This window comes from Bacteroides sp. 43_46, from assembly GCF_001915455.1.
In the GTDB taxonomy this organism is placed as follows: domain Bacteria; phylum Bacteroidota; class Bacteroidia; order Bacteroidales; family Bacteroidaceae; genus Bacteroides; species Bacteroides caccae.
On the sequence record NZ_MNQN01000131.1, the window covers coordinates 60755 to 85103 of the forward strand.

Annotated in this window: 21 protein-coding genes; 11 read left to right on the forward strand and 10 right to left on the reverse strand. The window is 43.1% G+C overall.

Translation table 11 applies throughout. The features are described 5' to 3' along the window. Positions 1–12 precede the first annotated feature (12 nt). Positions 13–195, reverse strand: a complete 183-nt coding sequence (locus tag BHV72_RS16535; protein WP_187323281.1) for a hypothetical protein — start codon at positions 193–195, stop codon at positions 13–15. 812 nt (positions 196–1007) lie between these two features. On the opposite strand from BHV72_RS16535, the gene BHV72_RS16540 reads away from it, so the two are divergent. From BHV72_RS16540 to BHV72_RS16550, 3 genes are all read left to right on the forward strand, one after another. Then, a complete protein-coding gene (locus BHV72_RS16540; RefSeq protein ID WP_005683019.1) occupies positions 1008–1664 on the forward strand; it encodes a porin family protein in 657 nt (218 codons plus the stop codon). Between the two features lie 67 nt (positions 1665–1731). Beyond that, positions 1732–3678: a heavy metal translocating P-type ATPase gene (locus tag BHV72_RS16545; RefSeq protein ID WP_373111997.1), complete on the forward strand. Its 1947-nt coding sequence runs from the start codon at positions 1732–1734 to the stop codon at positions 3676–3678. Between the two features lie 7 nt (positions 3679–3685). Then, positions 3686–4117: a Fur family transcriptional regulator gene (locus BHV72_RS16550; protein WP_122295764.1), complete on the forward strand. Its 432-nt coding sequence runs from the start codon at positions 3686–3688 to the stop codon at positions 4115–4117. Between the two features lie 69 nt (positions 4118–4186). Here BHV72_RS16550 and BHV72_RS16555 read toward each other — a convergent pair whose 3' ends face one another. Further along, the gene (locus BHV72_RS16555; RefSeq protein WP_005675563.1) at positions 4187–5188 is read right to left on the reverse strand and encodes a malate dehydrogenase; all 1002 of its coding nucleotides are present in this window, start codon (positions 5186–5188) and stop codon (positions 4187–4189) included. Positions 5189–5372: 184 nt separating this feature from the next. On the opposite strand from BHV72_RS16555, the gene BHV72_RS16560 reads away from it, so the two are divergent. The 4 genes from BHV72_RS16560 (at position 5373) to BHV72_RS16575 (ending at position 8865) form a co-directional block, all read left to right on the forward strand. After that, the gene (locus tag BHV72_RS16560; RefSeq protein WP_005675564.1) at positions 5373–6212 is read left to right on the forward strand and encodes a CvfB family protein; all 840 of its coding nucleotides are present in this window, start codon (positions 5373–5375) and stop codon (positions 6210–6212) included. 118 nt (positions 6213–6330) lie between these two features. After that, positions 6331–6999, forward strand: a complete 669-nt coding sequence (locus tag BHV72_RS16565; protein WP_005675565.1) for a proline and serine-rich protein 1 family protein — start codon at positions 6331–6333, stop codon at positions 6997–6999. 25 nt (positions 7000–7024) lie between these two features. Beyond that, entirely contained in the window at positions 7025–7705 is a 681-nt protein-coding gene (locus BHV72_RS16570) for a proline and serine-rich protein 1 family protein (RefSeq protein WP_122295767.1), read from the forward strand. A 14-nt stretch (positions 7706–7719) separates the two neighbouring features. Continuing rightward, positions 7720–8865, forward strand: a complete 1146-nt coding sequence (locus BHV72_RS16575; RefSeq protein WP_122295763.1) for a hypothetical protein — start codon at positions 7720–7722, stop codon at positions 8863–8865. Between the two features lie 22 nt (positions 8866–8887). Here BHV72_RS16575 and BHV72_RS16580 read toward each other — a convergent pair whose 3' ends face one another. The 7 genes from BHV72_RS16580 to BHV72_RS16610 all read right to left on the reverse strand — a co-directional run bounded on the left by BHV72_RS16580 (position 8888) and on the right by BHV72_RS16610 (position 17762). Then, positions 8888–10846: a biosynthetic peptidoglycan transglycosylase gene (locus BHV72_RS16580; RefSeq protein ID WP_122295766.1), complete on the reverse strand. Its 1959-nt coding sequence runs from the start codon at positions 10844–10846 to the stop codon at positions 8888–8890. A gap of 92 nt (positions 10847–10938) precedes the next feature. Next, the gene (gene msrB, locus BHV72_RS16585) at positions 10939–11910 is read right to left on the reverse strand and encodes a peptide-methionine (R)-S-oxide reductase MsrB (protein WP_122134891.1); all 972 of its coding nucleotides are present in this window, start codon (positions 11908–11910) and stop codon (positions 10939–10941) included. 81 nt (positions 11911–11991) lie between these two features. Beyond that, on the reverse strand, positions 11992–13329 hold the full coding sequence (locus tag BHV72_RS16590; RefSeq protein WP_005683029.1) for a TolC family protein: 1338 nt from the start codon (positions 13327–13329) through the stop codon (positions 11992–11994). Positions 13330–13339: 10 nt separating this feature from the next. Continuing rightward, positions 13340–14440 carry an efflux RND transporter periplasmic adaptor subunit gene (locus tag BHV72_RS16595; RefSeq protein ID WP_122295762.1) on the reverse strand — a complete coding sequence of 367 codons (1101 nt, stop codon included), beginning with the start codon at positions 14438–14440 and terminating at the stop codon, positions 13340–13342. Between the two features lie 69 nt (positions 14441–14509). Next, positions 14510–15751, reverse strand: a complete 1242-nt coding sequence (locus BHV72_RS16600; protein ID WP_286856849.1) for an ABC transporter permease — start codon at positions 15749–15751, stop codon at positions 14510–14512. 4 nt (positions 15752–15755) lie between these two features. Beyond that, the gene (locus tag BHV72_RS16605) at positions 15756–17015 is read right to left on the reverse strand and encodes an ABC transporter permease (RefSeq protein WP_005675574.1); all 1260 of its coding nucleotides are present in this window, start codon (positions 17013–17015) and stop codon (positions 15756–15758) included. A 30-nt stretch (positions 17016–17045) separates the two neighbouring features. After that, the gene (locus tag BHV72_RS16610; protein ID WP_005683030.1) at positions 17046–17762 is read right to left on the reverse strand and encodes an ABC transporter ATP-binding protein; all 717 of its coding nucleotides are present in this window, start codon (positions 17760–17762) and stop codon (positions 17046–17048) included. 193 nt (positions 17763–17955) lie between these two features. Between BHV72_RS16610 and BHV72_RS16615 the strand changes: the two genes are divergently transcribed. Next, on the forward strand, positions 17956–18900 hold the full coding sequence (locus tag BHV72_RS16615) for an ROK family protein (RefSeq protein ID WP_286856923.1): 945 nt from the start codon (positions 17956–17958) through the stop codon (positions 18898–18900). Between the two features lie 203 nt (positions 18901–19103). Here BHV72_RS16615 and rplS read toward each other — a convergent pair whose 3' ends face one another. After that, the gene (gene rplS, locus BHV72_RS16620; RefSeq protein WP_005675578.1) at positions 19104–19457 is read right to left on the reverse strand and encodes a 50S ribosomal protein L19; all 354 of its coding nucleotides are present in this window, start codon (positions 19455–19457) and stop codon (positions 19104–19106) included. 157 nt (positions 19458–19614) lie between these two features. On the opposite strand from rplS, the gene BHV72_RS16625 reads away from it, so the two are divergent. From BHV72_RS16625 to BHV72_RS16635, 3 genes are read left to right on the forward strand one after another with little or no spacing between them, the layout of a single operon-like run. Next, complete coding sequence (locus BHV72_RS16625) at positions 19615–20400, forward strand: 5'-nucleotidase C-terminal domain-containing protein (protein WP_005675580.1); 786 nt, start codon at positions 19615–19617, stop codon at positions 20398–20400. 29 nt (positions 20401–20429) lie between these two features. Continuing rightward, positions 20430–21260, forward strand: coding sequence for a bifunctional metallophosphatase/5'-nucleotidase (locus BHV72_RS16630; RefSeq protein WP_005683032.1), 831 nt, complete (start codon positions 20430–20432; stop codon positions 21258–21260). Next, on the forward strand, positions 21257–24268 hold the full coding sequence (locus tag BHV72_RS16635) for a serine hydrolase domain-containing protein (protein ID WP_286856901.1): 3012 nt from the start codon (positions 21257–21259) through the stop codon (positions 24266–24268). The genes BHV72_RS16630 and BHV72_RS16635 overlap by 4 nt, the downstream gene beginning before the upstream one ends. The last annotated feature ends 81 nt before the right edge of the window (positions 24269–24349 follow it).

Here is a 24349-nt window from a genome sequence, read left to right on the forward strand (position 1 = left end):
ACAGAAGTTGCTTTAAATTCGTTTGGAGTAATTTCTGTCTTCTGTTACTAGAAAAGTTTTTTGGTTCTTCTTCAAATTTGGTGGTAATTTAATCAGTCGGTGGTATCTCCATTCCCCTCCTTCGGGGAAGGAGGGGTGGCTGAAAGCCGGGGTGGTAGGCAGATACACAATGCTGATAATAACCGACTTACGCATTCACCTACCACCTCCCCCTACGGGGACTCCTCCTTCCTGAAGGAGGAGAATGTTGAATACTATCGATTATCAAATTATTATTTTCTTAATTAATTTTACCACCAAATTTGAAGAAGAATCAGTTTTTTGTTTTCATTTCTCATATTCTCATAACCTAGTGGCTAAATGTAAGATTATTAGTAAGATACCGCTATGAGAAATGTTTTTTGAATTGGTATTTCTCATGCATTTCTCATAGTTTTCTCTTCAAATTCCTTCATTTCTCATACTATTTTCTCTTATTTCTCATAGGGTAATAAATCCTTTCGGTAGTATTTAACCAAGCTTATTGTATCTGGAGGATACCTATTGTTTTCATATAAAACATTAAGTAATAACTAATTATTCACTAACTAATGTTATGTCTTTTAAGTGATATCTTATTCGTTCTACTTTAGTGAACAGGCTTGTTTACTGGAGTGGCAGGATTTATCTACTGGAGTGCATAGATCTGTCTACTTGAGTGGAACGATAGAAGATGAGATAAGAACATAAATGGATGAAGACGAGATATGATAAGGATGTAGGTAACGTAATATATAAATATCTATTGCTTTACGCGATGTATGTGTAGTCGCTGTCTTTACTATAAATATGTTTTTCTTTTACTTGGATTTTAATACTTTTATATAGAATGTGGAGCTATATTAATGTTATCTTAAAGATACGTATTTTATGTAGCGAATTTATTCGTCCTACCGGATATATTGAACCTTGTTTTTCTTATATTTGCAGCACATGATTTCTAAACAATAATTAAATTATTCATTCTTATGAAAAAGATTCTGGTATTATTCGCTTTAACAGCGATAGCTATGGTGAGTGTAAATGCGCAGGACAACTTGAAATGGGGTGTTATGGCAGGTATGAATGTGAGTAAATATACTTTTACCGGTTTTGACAACAGGGTAGGTTTTCATGCAGGTGTCAAAGCTGAGTTGGGGTTATCGCAGGAAGCAAGTGGGGCATACATGGATTTTGCTGCGTTACTGACGTTGAAAGGTGCTAAAATTGATGGAGGATCAATTGCAACCGTTAAATTTAATCCGTATTATTTGGAGATACCGGTGCATGTTGGTTATAAATATGCTGTAAATGAAAACTTTGCGCTGTTTGGTAGCGTAGGTCCTTATTTGGCTGTCGGTCTGTTTGGAAAAGCAAAATTGAGCATAGGCAATGCGATTGGTGATTGGGCTGATATAGAAGGTATGGAAAGTGTAGGAGGCCTGGAAGGTAAATCTGTATCTGAAGATATATTTGGCGATGACGGGTTCAAACGATTCGACTTCGGCCTCGGATTGAAAGCCGGTGTTGAGTTCAACAAAAAATATCAGGTTGCTTTGAGTTATGATTTCGGGTTGATTGACGTGCAGAAAGATTTGGGTATGAAAAACAGGAACCTGATGATATCATTTGGTTATATGTTCTAAAACGGACTTTGCAACTTTGTTGCACGAATCATTCGTTACCTTTGCAACAGATAAAAAACGAATGAATATGGGACATTGTTGTTGCGGTGCACATTCATGCACGACAGAAAATAAAAAGAATGCCAGTACTTCGATAGTTCACGAATACTGGAAAGTAGGGCTTTCATTTATACTTCTGATAGGAGGTATTATAATGAATGCCCTGAATTTTGCCTTTTTCCTTGGAGAGTATGTTGCTTTAATATGGTATATCCTGGCTTATCTTCCGGTAGGAATACCAGTGATGAAAGAGGCTTGGGAGGGTATCAGGGAAAAAGACTACTTCAGCGAGTTTACACTGATGATTGTTGCTACGCTGGGAGCCTTTTATATTGGTGAGTATCCGGAAGGAGTCGCTGTAATGCTGTTTTATACGATAGGAGAGTTGTTTCAGAATAAAGCGGTAGACAGGGCGAAACGTAATATCGGTGCTTTGCTGGATGTGAGACCTGAGAAAGCCTTGGTGCTTAGGGAGGATAATCTTGTGGTAGAAAGTCCTCAAAATGTAAAAGTAGGAGAGGTCATTGAAATAAAGGCGGGTGGGAGAGTTCCTTTGGACGGAGTGATGTTGAATGAAATCGCTGCTTTTAATACGGCCGCGTTGACGGGAGAAAGTGTTCCCCGTGACATCAGAAAAGGAGAGGAAGTCCTTGCGGGGATGATTGTGACGGATAAAGTAATCAGGATTAAAGTAGAAAGACCTTTCGATAAAAGTGCGCTTGCACGGATATTGGAACTCGTTCAGAATGCTTCGGAACGGAAAGCACCGGCAGAATTGTTTATCCGTAAGTTTGCCCGTATCTATACTCCTATTGTCATAGCACTGGCGGTATTGATTGTGCTGCTCCCGTTTGGCTATTCATTGATAGACCCTCAATTCGTGTTTACATTTAATGATTGGTTATACAGAGCTTTGGTTTTTCTGGTAATTTCGTGTCCATGTGCGCTGGTAGTAAGTATTCCATTAGGTTATTTCGGTGGTATCGGAGCAGCTTCCCGATTGGGGATTCTGTTTAAAGGCGGCAATTATCTGGATGCAGTCACTAAAATCAATACAGTCGTATTCGATAAAACGGGAACGCTGACCAAAGGAACATTTGAGGTGCAGGATTGTAAGTGTGTATCTGGGATTTCGGAGAAGGAACTGGTGAGGATGATTGCTTCAGTAGAAAGTGACAGTACACATCCGATCGCTAAAGCGATTGTGAACTATGCAAAACTGCAGGATATAGGGCTTGCGGTTGTCACCAATACTAAAGAATTTGCAGGTCTCGGTTTGGAGGCAATAATAGACGGGACTTCGGTGCTCGTTGGAAATAGTCGGTTACTGTCTAAGTTTAGCATAAAATATCCGACAGAATTGCAGAGTGTTACCGATACGATTGTAGTTTGTGCTATTGGAGGCAGTTATGCGGGTTATCTCTTGTTGGCGGACGCATTGAAGGATGACGCGAAGACGGCGATTGATAACTTAAAAGCATTAAACATTGAAAACATTCAGATATTATCCGGTGATAAACAGAGTATTGTTACTAACTTTGCAGAGAAGCTCGGTATATCAAAGGCTTATGGCGATCTGCTTCCTGACGGTAAAGTGAAACATCTGGAGGAATTGTGGAAGAATGAAGCAAATCAGATTGCCTTTGTCGGTGACGGGATGAACGACGCTCCTGTGCTTGCGTTGAGCCATGTCGGTATTGCTATGGGTGGATTGGGCAGTGATGCGGCGATTGAAACAGCTGATGTCGTGATACAAACAGATCAACCGTCGAAAGTGGCCGAAGCCATTAAAGTAGGAAAGCTGACTCGCCGGATTATCTGGCAGAACGTGTCGCTGGCATTTGGAGTGAAACTGTTGGTACTTATCTTGGGAGCTGGCGGACTGGCTACACTTTGGGAAGCTGTCTTTGCGGATGTCGGCGTTGCATTGCTTGCCATTATGAATGCAGTGAGAATACAGAAGATGATAAAATAAAAAGAATATGGAAGAGAATGTTTATTTGGATAAGCTGGAAAGACGGGATATCAAACCGACAGCAATAAGGCTTCTCATATTGAAAAATATGTTGGAAGTTGGACGGGCCGTATCGTTACTGGATCTGGAAACTCTCCTGGATACGGTAGACAAATCGACCATATCCCGGACAATAGCTCTCTTTCTGTCTCATCACCTGATACATAGCATAGATGATGGAAGCGGTTCGTTGAAGTATGCCGTTTGCGACAACTCCTGTAACTGCGTGGTGCAGGATTTACACTCGCATTTCTATTGTGAGAAATGTCATCGGACTTTTTGTCTGGAAGGTACACATATTCCGGTTATTGATTTGCCTAAAGGATTCACGTTACATAGCATTAATTATGTTCTCAAGGGGATTTGTCCGGAATGTGCTTCTCATTCAAAGAATGAATAAATAGAAAAAGCCGGAACTCAGACCAATAGAAATATCGGTAGAGTTCCGGCTTTTTATCAATATGCTTGTTTAATCGATGTTTGGATTCAATGAATGCCAGTCTTTGATGGCAGGTATGATTCCCATTTCAATAACTTCATCACGGAGCTTGCACAAGTGTTCGTAGCTCTTTTCCAGTTCAGCCTGTTCGGCAGGAGTTCCGGCTACTTCCTTATAAGTGACACCGTTTTTGGTGATTGAAGTTTCCATTGCCATCATGATATGATCGAATTTTCCATTGGAGACATACGTTCCGGCAGGCCAGCGGAAAGGTTGTCCGCCCATAGCGGCAGCGATCATCTCGATAGAAAGATAGGCGGGGCTTTGGAAAGAAGAACGGCCGCGCAGATCGATGATGTGCTTTCCACCTTGGATAACACGTACTTTCAGTTCTTCCCATTCGGTTAATGGGAGACGGGTCGTACCAATGAAATCAGTCAACGGTTCTCCTTTCACTTTAGTGGTAGAAGCAAATACGGCCATTTGTTCGCCATGACCGCCGTATGTGCGGCAGTTCTGAATTTCAGAAGCCGGGATATGGAAGTATTTCACCAGTTCGTTTTGCAGACGGGTGCTGTCCAATGCTGCCAGCGTAGAAACCTGAGACGGTTTCAGTCCGGAATACAGTAAGGTAATCAAACCGGTAATGTCGGCCGGATTGAAAATGACAACAATATGTTTTACGTTCGGGCAATATTGGCGGACGTCTTTACCGAATTGAGCGGCGATTTCTGCATTTCCTTTCAGCAAGTCCTCACGGGTCATACCTGCTTTGCGGGCTGCACCACCGGAAGAAACGATGTAAGATGCTCCGGTCAACGCTTCTTTGATATCAGAAGTATAAGTAAGGTTGACACCTTCGAAGCCGCAGTGGTACAATTCTTCTGCCACCCCTTCCAAAGCGGGAGCAAACGGATCATACAGACAAATATTCGGAGTGAGTTTCATCATCATGGCAGTTTGAGCCATATTGGAGCCAATCATTCCGGCTGCTCCTACAATTGTAAGTTTCTCGTTGGTTAAAAATTCCATAAAGCTATCTATTTAAAGGTGAATAATCTGTTATTTCTTTTTGTCGCTACAAAGTTAACACTTTATTGACCTGATTGTTCATTGAAAATAGTTTTATCAGATAACGAAAAGTTATAGCTGGCTGATTGAAGGATCTGTCTAAAATAGATTATCTTTGTATCCTATATTATATAAATGGATAAATATGAGCATCGAATTAGGAAAATTCAATCAGCTTGAAGTTGTAAAGGAAGTCGATTTCGGGGTGTATCTCGACGGAGGAGAGGAGGGGGAGATTTTGTTGCCCACCCGTTATGTGCCCGAAGACTGTAAAATAGGAGACTTTTTGAATGTCTTTCTTTATCTGGATATGGATGAGAGATTGATTGCCACTACGCTGACTCCGTTGGTGCAGGTAGGGCAGTTTGCCTGTCTGGAAGTGGCATGGGTGAATCAGTTTGGAGCTTTCTTGAACTGGGGGTTGATGAAGGACCTGTTTGTGCCGTTCAGTGAGCAGAAGATGAAGATGCAGGTTGGACGGAAGTACGTGATTCATGCACATTTGGATGATGAAAGTTATCGCATTGTGGCTTCGGCAAAGGTGGAACGCTATCTGTCGAAAGACAGGCCGGAGTATGCTTCGGGGGATGAAGTGAATATTCTCATTTGGCAGAAAACGGATTTGGGCTTCAAGGCAATCATAGACAATAAGTATAGCGGTTTGCTTTACGAAAACGAGATATTTTCTACATTGCAGACAGGTATGGAGATGAAGGCTTTTGTGAAACAGGTGCGCGAAGACGGCAAGGTGGATTTGATCCTTCAGAAACCAGGCTTTGAGAAGATAGATGATTTCTCGAAAACCTTGCTGAATTATATCAGGGAGAATGACGGAAGGATCAGACTGAATGATAAAAGTCCTGCGGAAGATATTTATGCTACATTTGGTGTCAGCAAGAAGACCTTTAAGAAAGGAGTGGGTGACTTATATAAGAAACACCTGATAACCTTGCACGAAGATGGCATCACTTTGGCAGACTCCTAATCAGAATAGGGAAATCCCTATGTATGAATAGAGAGAATCACTGGGGTGGGGAGTTTCCTCGCCCTATTTTTGTAGTATCAGATTAAATAAAGAAGTAATAATAAAAACTAGATAAGTTATGCGTAAGATAATAATAAGTTTCTGCATCCTGTTATCCGCTCTCTCTTTACAAGCGCAGTCCGTCAGCGGAATCCGTATTGACGGTGGTAATACCCCTATTCTTGTTTACTTTGGTGGAAACCAGATGTGCTTGCCGACTACCACTTGCTTTGTAGCTAACCTGGATCGGGGATATTACACAGTTGAGGTTTATGCTACCCGTTTCACCCGTCCGGGAGAGCGTGTTTGGAAAGGGGAGAGGTTGTACAACGAACGTATTTACTTCGACGGAAGAGGTGTGAAAGATATTTTTGTAGATGACCGTCATGCCAATGTCCGTCCGGGCAGACCGGGACAAGGAGAACACCGTCCGAATTATGACCGTCACGACAGGGTGATGAACGATCAGCTTTTTAAAACGTTCTATAATAATCTGAAGAAAGAACCGTTTGAGGATGATCGCATGGCATTGCTTAATACTGCATTGGCAAATTCAGATTTTACGTCTGCCCAATGTCTCCAAGTGACAAAGCTCTATACTTTTGATGATGACCGAATGGCAATCATGAAAAAGATGTATCCCCGGATTGTTGACAAGGAGGCTTTCTTTACGGTGATTGCTACACTGACGTTTTCTTCCAATAAGGATGAAATGAATAAGTTTGTGCAGAACTATGGCAGACGCTGATACTAACTATTAAAACTATATGGCTATGAAAAAGATACATATCATCCTACTGTTGGCATTGGGACTGGGAGTCAGCAGCTGTTTTACCAGCTATATTTCTAACAAGCAGGTTATGGGTGTACAGCAAGGGATGACTCAAAGAGATGTTGAAAGTATTTTTGGAAAACCGGATTACCGACGTTTCGACGGTGATATGGAAGAATGGGAATTTCATCGTGATAACGGGACGCCTGTTTTGACTTCGGAGCCCATGACAATCATTGTTCAGTTTGCCAATAAAAAGGTGATCAGTATGGATACATTCAAAGGCTATGGCAGACCTTCGCCGCATCCGGTCGTAGTACCTCCTCCTACTACTGTCACTACTGTTGAAGTTGTTCCCGGTCACCAGCCGGAAGAAATTCGTCTGATGACGGATACTGAGTTTAATAACTTCATCGAAAAGTTGAAATTCACAATTATGAGTGATGACCAGAAGAGGTTGATCGGACAGATGTTGGACAAGCATGATGTCACTTCAAGCCAATGTGTGAGAATTGTAAAAGAGATTTCTTATACGCCCGATCAGGTTGAGATGATGAAGAAACTTTATCCTTATGTAAGGGATAAGCAGAATTTTAATAAGGTGATTGATAGCTTGTTTTCCACTGTGTATAAAGATGAAATGTACAAGTTTATCAAAGAATATCATCAAACAAATAAATGATAGGAGATTAAATTATGAAGCGAATATTATTTTTACTCTTTGCTATCGGGCTGACTGTCGGTACGACAGCGATGGCTGGAATGAGCACTAGCAAAGTGCGTAAGGAAACACGCTTTCTTACTGATAAAATGGCATACGAATTGAGTTTGAGCACTCAGCAATATAATGATGCGTATGAGATTAATTACGACTTTATTTATTCTGTTCGTAATATCATGGATTATGTGGCCCGTGGCTATGAATGGGCATTAGATGATTATTATGAAGCTTTGGATATTCGTAATGATGACCTCCGGTGGGTATTGAGTGACGCACAGTATCGTCGGTTTCTGGGAGCTGATTATTTCTACCGCCCGATTTATATTACCGGTGGAAGATGGAGTTTCCGGGTTTATGTGAATTATCCGAATCGTAGTTTGTTCTACTTCGGTCTGCCTTATCATTATCGGACTTACTGTGGAGCACATTATCGCCCGCACCTTCATCACGTAAGTTTCTATCGGGACAGATATAATTTCAGACATTATCCTACTCCGTATCGGGTAAGAGAGCAGAGATCTTTCCATTCTTATCGTCGTTCGGATTTTGGTTCGGTTCATTTCCGCCCGAATTCTTCCGTCCGTCCGCACAATGCACCGACTCGTCCGGGGGTAACGGGACGTCCAAGTCCATCACAGCGTCCGAGTCATAATTCACGACCGGGAACATCAACTCGTCCCGGAACATCAACTCGTCCCGGAACGGCAACGCGACCTGGAACGACAACGCGGCCTGGCAGTTCTTCACGGCCCTCAACATCAGTTCGTCCTGAATCAGACCGTAGACCGACGGGAGGTAGCAGTACGACAGCAAGCCGTCCTAATCGTGAGAGTAGTAGCTCGAGTACAAGTAGAAGAAATGATAGTCGTCCGTCCAGTAGCGGCAGTAGTTCTTCGTCCGGTAGAAATAATCGTTCCGATAGAAGTAACACTTCCACTAGCCGGGGCAGCAGTTCCGGTCGCAGTAGCAGTACTTCCGGTCCGAGCCGTAGCAGTAGTTCTAACCGGAGCAATGTTTCCGGTGGAAAAACGGAAAGACGTTCCTCTTCCGAAAGTACGAGAAGCAGCAGTCGAAGTTCTTCTTCCCGTTCTTCAGAGCGAGACACCAATTCAAGAAGATAACCTATTCCTTTAATTATTTATATCATTGCTCCTCAGCGGTAGGAGAGCTAGACTCCGGTGTTTTGCCGGCTAGACTATTCAGGGCATCGCCCGTAACTTGGATTTCGGGGCGGATAGTATCCGCCTCGATTTCACTTATCAAACCTTTTTGGGCAAGACATCCGGCAATGAGTTTATAATATCCTTCCATGCTCTCTTTCAGTTTTCCGTTTTCTGCGAAAGAACTGCGGAAATGTTTGGGCTTCGGGATGATAGAAGCCAGGAAGATACTTTCTTCCGTAGTCAGTTGGGAAGGACGTTTGTTGAAGTAGTAGGCGGAAGCCTCCTGGATGCCGTAGATTAGCGGGCCCCATTCCGCAATATTCAGATATACCTCATACATCCGTTCTTTCGAAGTCAGTCTCTTTGTTTCTATGATCCATACAATCAATGCTTCTTCCAGTTTGCGGGCAAAGTTTTTATTTTTGTTCAGAAATACATTCTTCACTAATTGCATTGTGATAGTGCTTCCGCCACGTGCAAAACGTTTGACTTGCAAATCGTAAATCAACGCTTCGCGGAGTGCATCGGGCAGGAAACCATGATGATAATAAAACGCCCCGTCTTCACTTTGCATCACAGACATTTGCAGGATCGGTGAAATGCTGTCAAGTGGGGTGAAATGTTCCCAGGAAGGGCCGACGGGGAAAGTGCGTACTGGCATTCCATTTTCATATGCTGTGTAGACAAACTCGCCTGACATCTTGGACAGTTGGGTATCGCCATATTCTACAATTTCGAAATTCCTCTCTTTCAACTCTGATTCTAATTTGAGACTATCCAATTGTGCAAAATCAATATCCAACAGGAAATGATAAGCTAACTCACCACTTGTTTTGATACCTTCCAGGTTGTTGAACAGGCCTTTGGGCAGAGAACTGAACAGCTCGTCTGCCGGAAACCATGATTTGTCAACGGCTGCAGTGAAATGCCATAAATCTTTTTTCTTTTTGGCTCGTAGATAAGGATGAACCTGAATTTTATTGAATATAACCGTAGTGGTGCTATCCAATTCAAAAGAATGGTCGCTAATGTTCATTTGATATCCTAAATGTCCGCGGTCGAGATGAATCACTTCGGGAGACAGTACTTTGTGGAATATATCAAGTCCGTTTACTTTCGCTTTTCCGTTGAGATATAGCTGGTTTTTTCCATTACTTTCTTTGGTCATGCTATAAGATAAGGTGTCAAAAGTGACTTTCGCACCAAAACGGCGGGTAATATAAGGTATAGAAACTTTTGTGGAATCGGCAGAGTATAGCTTTGCCATTAATGTATTGGCAGATTGTTTCAGTTCGCCATCAGCTATCCAATGCCGGGTTAGTGTATCTTCGTGTATCTCAATGGTTGACCGGAACTTATTCTCTTTGATGATAAAAGAAGGGAATACCATAGAAACGAAGTTGCTGTCTTTTCGTTCAGTGATATAAATCTGTTTTAATTGTCCGTTTTCAGGTAGAAAACCGTAGCATAAATTGAGTAGTTTGTTTATTCTTTCCGCATAATTGATTTCCGTTACGGTTTGACCGGATGTTTGTGATGGAACTTTCCGGTCTTTTTTAAAGAGAAAATCATAATTGGCGATGGAGTCTTGCTTTGTAAATGTGAGTCTGATATCTTCTGCTGCTATGTAGCTTACTTCTATTTTCTTGGTGAGTAATTTCCAAAAATTCAACTTGATGCGGGTTGATGCTAACGTGAATAGTGTATCCCGTTGTTCGGGGATAACCGAAAGGCCTTGGAGAGATATTTCATTTAAACCATTCATCTCCAGTTTGTCGTAATGAATGCATAACCCGTGTGTCTGCTCGATACGGGATGTGTGTCGGTTGACTATGCTCCGTAGAAGAACGCTGCGACCTGAGTAGATACAAATGAGGCAGATGAGTATTCCTCCACTGAGAGCTAGCGGAAGAATACGCTTTTGGCTATTTGTTTTCATCATTTACCTTTTAATTATCGGATACAAAGGTAGGTAAAAAAATGCATTAAACGTGATGGACAGCCTTTGAAGGACAGTCCGCCGTTCTTTTTTTATTTGATAAGCGGTAAGTATTCTCCGTAGCCTTCCTCTTTCATTTTTTCTTTCGGAATAAAACGAAGAGAAGCACTATTGATACAGTAACGTAATCCTCCTTTTTCTTTCGGACCATCCGTAAATACATGTCCTAGGTGGGCGTTTCCGGTTTTACTGCGTACTTCGGTACGTGTCATTCCATAAGAAGTATCTTTCTTCTCTGTAATCAAGTCCTTTTGAATCGGTTGGGAGAAACTAGGCCAGCCACAACCGGAATCGAACTTGTCGGTCGAAACAAATAGGGGTTCTCCGGTGGTGATATCTACGTAGATACCGGGACGGTACTCGTCCCAGTATTCATTCCGGAAAGCAGGTTCCGTAGCATTTTTCTGGGTGACGGCATATTGCTCTGCCGATAATTGTTGGCGAAGGACTGTGTCATCCGGTTTTTGATAAACTTTGGACTTGGGAGCATTGGCTTTGCGTGCCATTTCAAATAAAGCCGGGTTGATATGGCAATAGCCGTTCGGATTTTTATCCAGATAATCCTGATGATAGTTTTCTGCCGGATAGAAATTTGTCAATGGTTTTACTTCTATGGCAATGGGATTTTTATATTGATCCGCTAATGCCCGGACAGCCTGATTGATAATAGCGATATCCGCTTTATTAGTATAATAAATCCCCGTTCTATATTGCGTACCGCGATCATTTCCCTGCCGGTTGAGGCTGGTAGGATCAATCGTTTTAAAATACAGATCAAGAAGCAGACTTAAATTAACTGTTTCGGGGTCATAGACTACTTTCACCGTTTCAGCTGCATTGGTTTCTCCCGAACATACCTGTTGATAGGTCGGCTGGTTGATAATACTGTTGGCATAGCCTACCTCGGTACTTTCTACTCCTCTGATTTGTTTTAGGAAATGTTCTGTTCCCCAGAAACATCCTCCTGCAAGATAAATTTCTGCTGCGATGATAAAGTGTTTCATATCCGTTGGTTCTTTCTATAGTAACGAATGAACCGGCGGATATGTTTGAAGTATTTCTTGTAAAAAACTCAATGGCGTTTTCTATTCTATGATTTCTCCTTTATAGAAATCCAGAATTTTAGTACGGAACAGATAATCATATTTAGCCTGTAACTTGTCAGAGAGTGCTTTAGTCAGATTCAACTTTGACTCATTATATTCCACGAAAGTTGCTTTACCGTTATTGAATTTCTCGCTCATTAACCGGAAAGATTCTTCATTGGCTTTCACTGCCACTTCACTGGAGTTATATTTACTTTCTGCTGCCAGAGCATTGTACCAGGCTTGTTGGATTTCTTTGTAAAGAATCTTTTTGGTATTATCTAGTTGCAAACTGAGATTTGCTTGTTGTAACCGGGCGGTTCGTACACGGTTTCGTGTAGCGAAACGGTTAAAGATAGGGACACTAAGATTAAATCCGATATATTTGTTGAGGTTATTTTTCATCTGGCTGCTGAAACTTCCCTCTGATTTACCACTCACTGTATAATAGTTACTTCCGAGTCCGGCACTGAAAGATAATTGCGGATAAAAATTACTTTGAGCGATACGGATGTTCTTCTGACTACCTTGCAAGCGATATTCCGCTGCTTTAATGCTAGGTTTGTAGGCAAGCGCTTGTGTATATATATCATCCGGCGGAGTTAGCGCTTCGAATTCCAGTTCTTCTTTCGGATTTTCGAGAATGAAACCTTCGGGAGTCGGTAACTCAAGCAGTTGGCTGAGGTCTAGCAATGATAATTTATATGTATTGTCCGCTTGTACGGAAGTCATTTCATCTTGTGCCACACGTGCTTGTGCTTCAGCCACTTCCGATGGTGAGGCTTTACCTACTTCGAAGAGTCCTTTGATGCGTTTCAACTGATCTTTGCTCAAGTTCGTCTGATTAAAGGCGACTTTGCTTAACTCTAGGTTAAATAGAACTTGCAGATAAGCAGAGGTAACGTTGATGGCTATATCTTCTTTAGCTTTGTTCAGGTCCTCGATAGCGGCCCTAAGATTCAACTTGGCTAATGAATATTGATTTGATAACTGTAAACCTGTAAAAATCGGTACATTGGTCCCTAAGCTGAGGCTCGTATTCGCGCTGTTGATATCACTGTAGGAGTTATCTACCGGCGAGGCACTACGTCCCCAACTCCAATTCTGACTCGCACTTCCGCTTAGATTCGGGAGGCGTGCCCATTTGGCTGTATTTACGTCCACTTTATTTTGTTCTGCTTCATTAGCTGTCTGGCGAATATTGATGTTATGCTCGATAGCATAATCAATACATTGCCGCAACGTCCAGGTTTGCGAAGAACCGTTCTGTGCCTGTGCGGAATCTACTCCTGTTCCGGCGAGTAGAAAGATAGCTATGGTTTTATAGATTGTTTTCATAGAAAATGAATTATTTGTCTTTTTTCTCGGCGCCGCGAATTTTGTCATTGGCAGTCACCCCTTTCTTAATCTCAATTTTGATACCATTACTCATTCCTGTGGTCACTTGTGTACGTTGGAATTTCTGTTCGGGTACGGAATCAGTCATGATATATACAAATGTAGAATCACCTTTAAATTCAACGGTGCTTTCGGGTACTGCCAGTACCTTATTGGCACGCTGCAATACAATTTCCGCATTCGCCGAATAACCGGAACGAACCTGTACGGAGTCCGGAACTGAAATAGCAGCTTTAATTTCAAACTGGTTAGCTCCGTTAGTCTCTACTCCTTTAGGAGATATATATTCCAATATCGCGTTGAATGTCAGATTTTGTAAAGCTCCGATAGTCAACTTAAGCGGCATACCTTCATGGATGCGGCCTACTTCTGTTTCATCAATATTACCACGGAAAATCAAATCATTCATGTTGGCTACCGTAGCAATAGTTGTTCCGTCATTGAAGGTGTTACTCATGATCACCGAGTTTCCGGCTTTTACCGGTACGTCCAGAATCAGTCCGTCGATAGTAGAACGAATCATGGTACTGCTGAATGAAGCACTGTTTTTGGTAATACCTTCTTTTACGATTTCCAGGTTATCTTTGGCAGTCTGCTTTTCTTCGCGTGCCTGTTTGACGGCTACTTCACTTTTCTCATATTCTTCCCGGCTGATTAGTTGGTCCTCATACAGTTTCTTCACGCGGGAAAAATCCGTTTCCGCCTGTGTTGCATTAATCTCCGCCAGACGGACACGGCTTTCTGCCGAGTTTAACTGTCCGAGTTCGGGGATAACCTTTACCTTGGCTATCACCTCACCTTTCCTCACTGCTTGTCCTGCCTCCTTGTATACTTCGTCAATAATACCCGAGATCTGGGGCTTGATTAGAATTTCATCTCTTGGTTCTACTTTTCCGGTAGCTACGGTGGTCTTTTGCAGATCAGTCACTTCCGGCTTGAGGGTTTCGTAGACAACAACCTTCGGGCGCGACTTCTGATAAAGGAATACGAACGTTCCGACGAGGATTATGGCAACAATTACCAATAATACGATTTTCAGATACTTTTTCATCTTGATTATATATGTTTAATTTTTAATTCTTTATTCAACTTTCAACTCTTCCTTCTCAATACTCAACTTCTACTCATCTCTGATTGCTTCAATCGGCTTGATAGCCATTGCCCGATAAGCAGGTGCCAGGCCGGCTAACATCCCCAATGCAGCCAGAAGTGCGCAAGTGCCGACCGCTAATCCGAAGCTGACTTGAAAATGGCTGTCTCCTCCGTTTGAACTGGCTAGCATATCTGCTACTTGCAATATCATTACGGCAAAAGAAATCCCGAACATTCCGGCAATCGTGGTGAGTACCATACTTTCCGATAGAATCTGTTGCAGGATATCTTTCGGACGTGCTCCGATAGCCCGGCGGATACCAATTTCGGTCGTGCGTTCCTTTACGGTCACCATCATGATATTGGATACACCGATAGCACCTGCCAGTAACGTTCCTAATCCTACCATCCAGACCAATATATTAATGCCGTTGAATAAGTTGTCTACCATAGAAAACATCGCTTCGGCATTCAGATACATAACTGCTTGTTTGTCGTTAGGGGCGATATAATGGGCAGCTTTGATAATCTGTTCCATTTTCGGTTGCAGTTCAGACACCTTGACACCTTGTTTGGCTGTGAAGCATACTACATCAATCTGCCCTCCCAGATTATAAGCCTGTTGCATGGTGGTGAAAGGTAGAGTGACGGCTTCCGAAGCTCTTCCTTGTATATTCATATCTCCTTCGGAAGAAGACATCCCGATCACCTGATAATAAATCCCGTCTACTCTCACGTATTTGCCGCACGGGTTCTCTCCCGGTTTGAAAAGGCTTTCATAAATTCGTTTGCCGATCACACAAACTTTTCGCGCTTCGCGTATATCAACTTCATTGATAAACCGTCCATACGCCATTTCCTGTGATTCGATGTGGAGATAATCGGGGTATAGTCCTTTTACACTGCAATCATATTTCTTATCTTCGTATACAGCTTTAGATCCCCAACGTGCAACGGAGGGGGTAATGACTTCCACTTCTTTGACCTGCGAACGAAGGTGTTCGATATCTGTAGATTCCAGATTCCACCACCTTCCTTTGCGAAAACCTTTATACGCTTCTCCTGTCCTTTGTGAAGCTAGGAAACCGGAGTTAGTCGCAAATCCTTCAAAGTTCTTTTTTAGCATATATTCCAGTCCCTGTCCGCCGCCAATAAGGGCTACAAGCATAAAAATTCCCCAGAACACACCGAATGCAGTCAGCAGACTTCTTGTCTTATTTCTTGTGATAGTGATGAGGATTTCCTCACAAGTATCTATGTCTATTCTCATAATCTTAATCTGCTCTAAGTGCTTCGATCGGCCGGATACTGACTGCTTTCCGGGCAGGGAACAATCCGGCTAATGTTCCAGCTATTATTAATGTGAGTGTAGCTTGTATGGCGATTCTGATGTCGACAGTAGGATTCAGAAAAACCGTTTCTGTCCACATTCCGGTATCCATTGTCTGATTGCCGAAAGCGTTGTTCATCCATTCGGTTGCTCCGATACCGGCCACCATGCCTATATATCCGAATATTGTGGTAATAGTGACACTCTCAACGATAATCAGCCAAAGAATAGAAAGCGGTTTGGCGCCGAGTGCTTTGCGGATACCAAATTCACGGGTACGTTCTTTTACCGTAATCAGCATGATATTGGAAACTCCGACAATTCCGCTTAGTAATGTAAAAATACCGATAACCCAAATCGCTATACGGAGCATGGCCGACCCCTGCTGTTGTTGTAGATAATTGGTAAATCGGTTCCATATCCAAATTGCACTATGGTCGGTCGGGTCAAAACGATGATTGGCTCCCAAAACTTTGCGGTAGTAGGTTTCAAACTTCTCATTGGCTTCTATTGTTTCCAAATTTTTGGTAGTCATGATGAGGTTATTCAGTTTGTCACCCTTATTATAAATGGTTTGCAGAGTACTGAAAGGAATGTAGGCGTCGCTGTCTCCGCTGTCTCCCTTGTCGTTATAAAGTCCAACCACTTGATAAACCACATTGCCGGCATTGACAAACTGTCCGATAGGATCGGTATGGGTCTTGTCGAATAAGATTTCAGCAGTCTTCTTATGGAGCACGATCACTTTGCGTCGTTCCCTGATATCAATCTCGTTGATGAAACGTCCTTTGAAGAGTTTTACAACTTCTACTTCCGTATGATTGGGATATACACCGGAAAGACTCAGGCTTACATACTCTTGCCCGAAACTAAGATTTACGCCTCCTTGCCATACCGTTCCACCGGTATTGATGACATGATCCGGGAAATACCGGTTGGTAGCGTCTACGTCTTTATTGTCCAGTTGCACCCGTCTTCCTTCTTTCAATCCATCGTAGGATTTACTTGTCCAACCCGGGAAAATCTTGATAGAGTTCATCGCCCGTTCCGAAGCCGATTGCTCGAATGCATGAATCAGTCCGTTGCCTGCACCCAATAGGACGATAAGCATGAATATTCCCCATGCTACGGCAAATCCCGTAAGGAAGGTCCTCAGCTTATTGCGTTTGATAGTACTATAAATTTCTTGCCAGATGTCAATCATGATATCGTTTGTATAGTAGTATATTTTGATTTATTTCATGATACCGTTTTTGCCGAAAGGAGAAGCGTCGTGATCGATGTTGTCTTCAATTCGTTCAATGATACCGTCTTTGATGTGGATGATTTTATCGGTCTGGTTGGCCACTCCGCTTTCATGGGTGACCACTACAATCGTCATTCCCATTTTATGCAGGTCTTTCAGGATTTGCATCACTTCTACTGAAGTTTTGCTGTCCAATGCTCCCGTCGGTTCGTCAGCCAGGATAATTTGCGGTTGGGTGATGAGTGCTCGGGCGATAGCTACACGTTGTTTCTGACCGCCGCTCATTTCGTTGGGCATATGGTGTGCCCAGTCTTTCAGTCCCAATCGGTCGAGATATTCCAGTGCAAGTGCATTTCGTTTCTTTCGGCTGATCCCTTGATAGAATAAAGGAAGTGCAACGTTTTCTACGGCGTCTTTGAAGGAAATTAAGTTGAATGACTGGAAAATAAAGCCGATCATACGGTTCCGGTATTCGGCGGCTTTGGTTTCGCTCAAGTCTTTGATAAGTACGTTGTTCAGATAATAATCTCCGGTATCGTAGTTATCAAGTATTCCTAATATATTAAGTAAGGTTGATTTCCCAGACCCGGATGCTCCCATGATAGAAACAAATTCACCTCGTCCGATAGTGAGATTAATGCCTTTAAGTACATGGAGGGGTGCTCCGTTGTTGTAGGTCTTGTTGATGTCCGTTAGTTGTATCACAATTTTCTTTATTTAGTTCCTGTTTTCTAATAAATTTCTACTATTAGACGGCTTCAAGATACGAAAAGTTGCAAGGTGGCCGAACTTTTTTCTAAAAACATTTTGTAGACTCAATCTTCTTTACGTAATTTGTGTGCAGTAAACTTAATGATTAACTAACCCTTTTAAATAAAAGTATCATGAATTCAAACATATTGACATAGGCGGAACGAACACCGTCTTTGGAATTGTTGACGCACGCGGAACTATTATTGCCAGCAGCTCAATCAAAACTGCCGGTTATCCTACTGCCGAAGAATATGCTGACGAAGTTTGCAAGAATCTGCTTCCGTTGATTATCGCTAATGGCGGTGTCGATAAGATCAGAGGTATCGGTGTGGGTGCTCCGAATGGTAACTACTATACGGGAACTATTGAATTCGCTCCAAACTTGCCTTGGAGAGGGATCCTTCCGTTAGCTGCTATGTTTGAAGAAAGATTGGGTATTCCTACGGCTTTGACCAATGACGCTAATGCAGCTGCTATCGGTGAAATGACTTATGGTGCTGCCCGTGGTATGAAAGACTTTATCATGATTACTCTGGGTACCGGTGTAGGTAGCGGTATTGTTATCAACGGTCAAATGGTGTATGGCCATGACGGTTTTGCCGGTGAATTGGGGCACGTGATTGCCCGTCGTGACGGTCGTATCTGTGGTTGTGGCCGTAAAGGTTGTTTGGAAACTTACTGCTCGGCTACTGGTGTAGCCCGTACAGCCCGTGAATTTCTAGCTGCTCGTACTGATGCCAGCTTGCTTCGTAACATTCCGGCAGAAAATATCACTTCAAAAGATGTATATGACGCTGCCGTACAAGGAGATAAACTGGCACAGGAAATATTCGAGTTTACAGGAAATATTCTGGGTGAAGCTTTGGCAGATGCTATTGCATTCTCCAGTCCTGAAGCAATCGTATTGTTCGGAGGTTTGGCTAAATCAGGCGATTATATCATGAAACCGATTATGAAGTCAATCGATGATAATGTACTGAATATTTATAAAGGTAAGACAAAATTGCTCGTTTCTGAACTGAAAGATTCTGATGCTGCTGTATTGGGTGCCAGTGCTTTGGCTTGGGAGCTAAAAGATATCAAGGAATAATATCGATTTTATAATAAAGGTAATGAAAATCCCCGGGAGCTATTGTTTTCGGGGATTTTCTTTTTATATACCGGGAAAATTACAGTTTCTCACTGGGGAACAATTCCTTGACCGTGAGGAAAAAGAGGTGAGGCTAAGAAATAAAAAAGGGAATTTCATGTTGAATGAAGTTCCCTTTTTTATCTCGAATCTTAAAGTTAATCTTAGTTGTTAACTCTTTTTTCTTTGATTCTAGCTTTCTTACCGGTAAGAGCACGCAGGTAATACAATTTAGCGCGACGAACTTTACCTACCTTGTTCACCTCGATGCTGTCGATAGCCGGTGATTCGATGGGGAAAATTCTTTCTACGCCTACAGTTCCTGACATTTTACGTACAGTGAAACGTTTTTTGTCTCCGTGACCAGCGATTTTGATAACAACACCACGGTACAACTGTACACGTTCTTTGTTACCTTCAATAATACGATATGCTACTGTTACAGTGTCTCCTGCTTTGAAGCTCGGGTGCTGTTTTCCGGTAGCGAATGCTTCTTCTGCAATTTTAATTAAATCCATTGTTGTTATTATTAAATTGTTTCATCGTTACAACGCAACATACCAAGTATCTCGTCTCTTGACAGCGATTGCGCGAAAGCGGTGCAAAGTAACAAATTATTTGGCAGATAGCCAAATGTTTTTTGTATATTTGTCGCATATCTAAAAAACAACGAGCATGAAACGAACTTATGTAAAGTTACTGACTGTGGCAGGCTTGACGGGATGCTTCCTGTTTACTTCCTGTCGTTCAGCACAAGAAACTACCGCCCGCTATGAAATATCCAAGGTGGAGGGCAACATGATTACGATTGACTCTACTTGGGATGCTAATCCTGACAAAAAAGCGACCACCGTATTAAAACCCTACAAGGATAAAGTAGACGCGATGATGTACGAAGTCATCGGTACCAGTGAAATGAAAATGGATAAGGGGACCCCTGAAAGCTTGCTCTCTAATTTGGTGGCAAGCGTGCTGCAAGAAGCTGCCGCGCAAGTGTTGGGCAAACCGGCGGATATGGGACTGGTCAATATGGGCGGATTACGTAATATCCTGCCTAAGGGAGACATCACGGTAGGTGCTGTTTTTGAAATTCTTCCTTTTGAAAATTCATTGTGCGTCTTGACGATGAAAGGTACGGACATGAAACGTCTGTTTAAAGCAATTGCTTCTTTACATGGAGAAGGTGTAAGCGGTATCCGTTTGGAAATCAATAAAAAAGGAGAATTGCTGAATGCTACGATCGGTGGAAAACCGGTAGTGGATGACCAGCTTTATACCGTGGCTACTATCGACTATCTGGCAGACGGAAACGGACGCATGGATGCTTTCCTGCAAGCTGAAAAAAGGGAATGCCCGGAAGATGCTACTTTACGCGGATTGTTTTTGGACTATGTACGGAAGCAAACGGCGGAAGGCAAAATCATTACGTCGAAGTTGGACGGACGTATAACCGTAAAATAAGTAAAAAGGAGAATCTAAAAATATAGGATATGAAGAGATTTCAGCTATCATTATGGGTATGCCTTGTAGTGTGTTTCGGCTTTTCAACTTATGCACAGGATACCAAAGAAATTATAATTTTGCAGACAAGCGATGTGCATAGTCGCATCGAACCTATAAATCAAAAAGGCGACCGTAACTATGACGAGGGCGGTTTTGTCCGTCGTGCCACTTTCCTCGACCAGTTCCGCAAGGAACATAAAAATGTGTTGCTGTTCGACTGCGGGGATATTTCACAAGGTACGCCTTATTATAATATGTTCCGTGGCGAAGTGGAAGTCAAGTTAATGAACGAAATGGGATATGATGCCATGACTATCGGTAATCATGAATTCGATTTTGATCTGGACAATATGGCTTTACTCTTCAAAATGGCTAAATTCCCGGTGGTTTGTTCCAATTACAATCTGGACGCTACGGTGCTGAAAGATTTGGTAAAGCCATACGTTATTCTGAAACGGTTTGGGCTGAAAATCGGTGTCTTTGGACTCGGAGCGAAACCGGAAGGTTTGATTCAGGCAAATAAATGCGTCGGAGTTGTTTATGAAGATCCTATTGAAGTGTCGAACAAGGTAGCTGCCTTGTTGAAAGAGAAGGGATGCGACCTCGTTGTATGCCTGTCTCACCTAGGCATTCAAATGGATAGGGAGTTGGTTGCAAAAACACGGAATATCGATGTAATTTTGGGCGGACACTCGCACACTTTTATGAAAGGACCGGAGAATTATCAGAATGTGGATGGAAAAGAGGTACCCGTTATGCACACAGGAAAAAGTGGAGTTCGGGTAGGTCGTCTCAACTTGACTTTGAAACGTAAATGAGAATATTTCCCTTTATCTTAGTTGTTTTATTTTTTATTTTAGCCGGATCCGTTTCGAGTCCGGCCCAGAATGCTACTTCTGTTGAACCTTTGCTCTTATATAAAGCACAGCAGGATAAGAATTGCCGGCATTGGGTCGATTCGGTGATGGATAAGTTATCCTTTAAAGAAAAGGTCGGCCAGTTGTTTATCTATACCATTGCTCCGGTAAACACCAAGCGAAATTTGGAGTTATTGCGTGAGGCTATTGATACTTATAAAGTCGGCGGGCTTCTCTTTTCCGGTGGGAAGATGCAGAATCAGGTTGAGTTAACCAACCGGGCACAACGGCAGGCGAAAGTTCCTGTGATGATCACTTTTGACGGGGAATGGGGGTTGGCGATGCGTTTGCGCGGCACACCTGTGTTTCCACGGAATATGGTGTTGGGATGCATTCGTGACAATCGCCTGATTTATGAATACGGGCGTGAAGTAGCCCGTCAATGCCGTCAGATAGGTGTGCAGGTGAATTTTGCTCCGGTGGCGGATGTGAATATCAACCCGAAGAACCCGGTAATCAACACCCGTTCTTTCGGAGAAGATCCGATACAAGTTGCCGATAAGGTAATCGCTTATGCTTCCGGTCTGGAAGGAGGAGGAGTATTGTCTGTGTGCAAACACTTCCCCGGACATGGAGATACTGATGTTGATTCGCATAAAGCTCTACCCGTACTTCCCTTCACGCGCGAACGTTTGGACAGTGTCGAACTCTATCCTTTTAAGGAAGCGATTCGTGCCGGAGTAGGTGGTATGATGGTGGGACATCTGCAAGTCCCGGTCATTGAGCCGATCGGCGGGCTCCCGTCTTCTTTGTCTCGCAATGTCGTATACGACTTATTGACGGATGAACTGGCTTTTAAAGGATTGATTTTTACTGATGCGCTTGCCATGAGGGGCGTATCGGGCAATGGGAATGTCAGCTTGCAGGCATTGCAGGCAGGTAATGACATGGTACTGGCTCCACGTAATCTGAAGGCGGAAGTGCCGGCTGTGCTTGCAGCTGTTGAAAAAGGCGAACTGAGCCGGGAAGATATAGAAAGTAAATGCCGCAAGGTACTGACCTACAAATATGCGCTGGGACTTAGCAAAAAGAAGTACGTGCAATTGTCCGGCCTGGAGCAGCGGGTGAACAGCCCGCAGGCGCGCGACTTGGTGCGCCGGCTGAACCTGGCGGCAATTACCGTTCTGAATAATAAAGATCATGTACTGCCGCTACATACGGACAAAGACCAGAAGATAGCTTTGCTCGAAGTAGGCGACCCGGGTGAGACGGAAGCATTAGCAAAGCAAATGACACGTTATGCATCTCTGGTTCGTTTCCGCCTTCGTCCGAAACAGACAGAAGAAGAAAACCGTCGATTATATGATTCATTAGCTATTTATAAACGAGTTGTAGTAGCTGTCAGCGAACAACGCCTGGCTTCTTATCAGCCATTCTTTACGAAGTTTGCTCCCGATGCTCCGGTTGTCTATCTTTTCTTCACCCCCGGCAAGATGATGTTACAGATTCAGCGCGCGGTGAGCCATGCTTCGGCAGTAGTGTTAGCGCATAGCCACAATACGGATATTCAGCGTCAGGTGGCAGACGTCTTATTTGCCAAAGCCACTGCGGATGGAAGATTGTCGGCGAGTTTGGGCGGATTATTCCATACAGGTGCGGGGGTGACAATCACTCCGAAAACTCCTTTGCATTTTGTACCTGAAGAATACGGCCTTTCATCTGTGTCGTTGAAGCGGATTGATTCTGTTGCTTTGGACGGTATCCGGCAAGGAGCCTATCCCGGTTGTCAGGTAGTAGTTATGAAAAATGGTCATGTAATGGTCGATAAAGCTTTCGGCACACATACAGGAAAAGGAAGTGCCCGCGTCGAATCATCGGATATCTATGACCTGGCCTCCCTTACGAAAACGACGGCTACCTTGCTTGCTGTTATGAAACTCTATGATAAGGGGCGCTTTAACCTGACAGATAAGATTTCGGATTATCTGCCGTTTTTGCAGCGCACCAATAAAAAGGACATAACGATTCAGGAGATCCTGTATCATCAGTCCGGTCTGCCGTCTTGGCTACCTTTCTATCAGGAAGTGATTGATAAGGATAGCTATAAAGGCCGTTTGTTCAGTGCGCGTAGAGATGCACAGTATCCGGTGAATATAGGAACAAATACGTGGGCAAATCCGAATTTCAAGTTTAAGGAAGAATATGTATCTCCAACGAAAACCGGGGATTATACCATTCAAATCTGTGATAATCTGTGGTTGAACCGATCGTTCCGCAAGGTGATAGAAGAGAAAATTGTGGAAGCACCGTTGGGGCAGAAACGTTATGTATATAGTGATATTGGATTTATCCTGTTGGGAATGCTGGTTGAACAGCTTGCGGGAATGCCAATGGAGGCATACTTGCAAAGCGAGTTTTACGAACCGTTGGGACTGGAGCGTACAGGTTACCTGCCTTTGCGTCGTCTGGCAAAGTCGGAAGTCGTTCCTTCCAATAACGACCGCTTCTTGCGGAAAGATACCCTGCAAGGATTCGTGCATGATGAGGCTTCCGCTTTCTTCGGCGGATTGGCTGGCAATGCCGGATTATTCTCTACTGCCCGCGAAGTAGCCCGTGTATATCAGATGTTATTGAACGGGGGAGAAATAGACGGCCGGCGTTATTTGAGCAAAGAGACTTGCCAGTTGTTCACTACTTCGGTTTCAAAGATAAGCCGGCGGGGACTGGGATTTGATAAACCGGATAGGGAAGACTCGAAGAAAGGGAACTGCGCTCCCGATGCTCCGGCAGAAGTCTATGGCCATACCGGATTTACCGGTACGTGCGCATGGGTGGACCCGGTTAACGAACTGGTTTATGTCTTTCTTAGCAACCGGATTTATCCGGATGTTACCAATCGCAAGTTAATTAGGCTGCACATACGCGAGCGGATACAGGAAGCGATTTATGATGCGATGAAGAAAAAGTAATCCTTCCGCACTGAACACAGGTATAAAATAAAGTGCCCTTCCGCTTATGATAGCAGAAGGGCACTCCTTATTTATTATTAA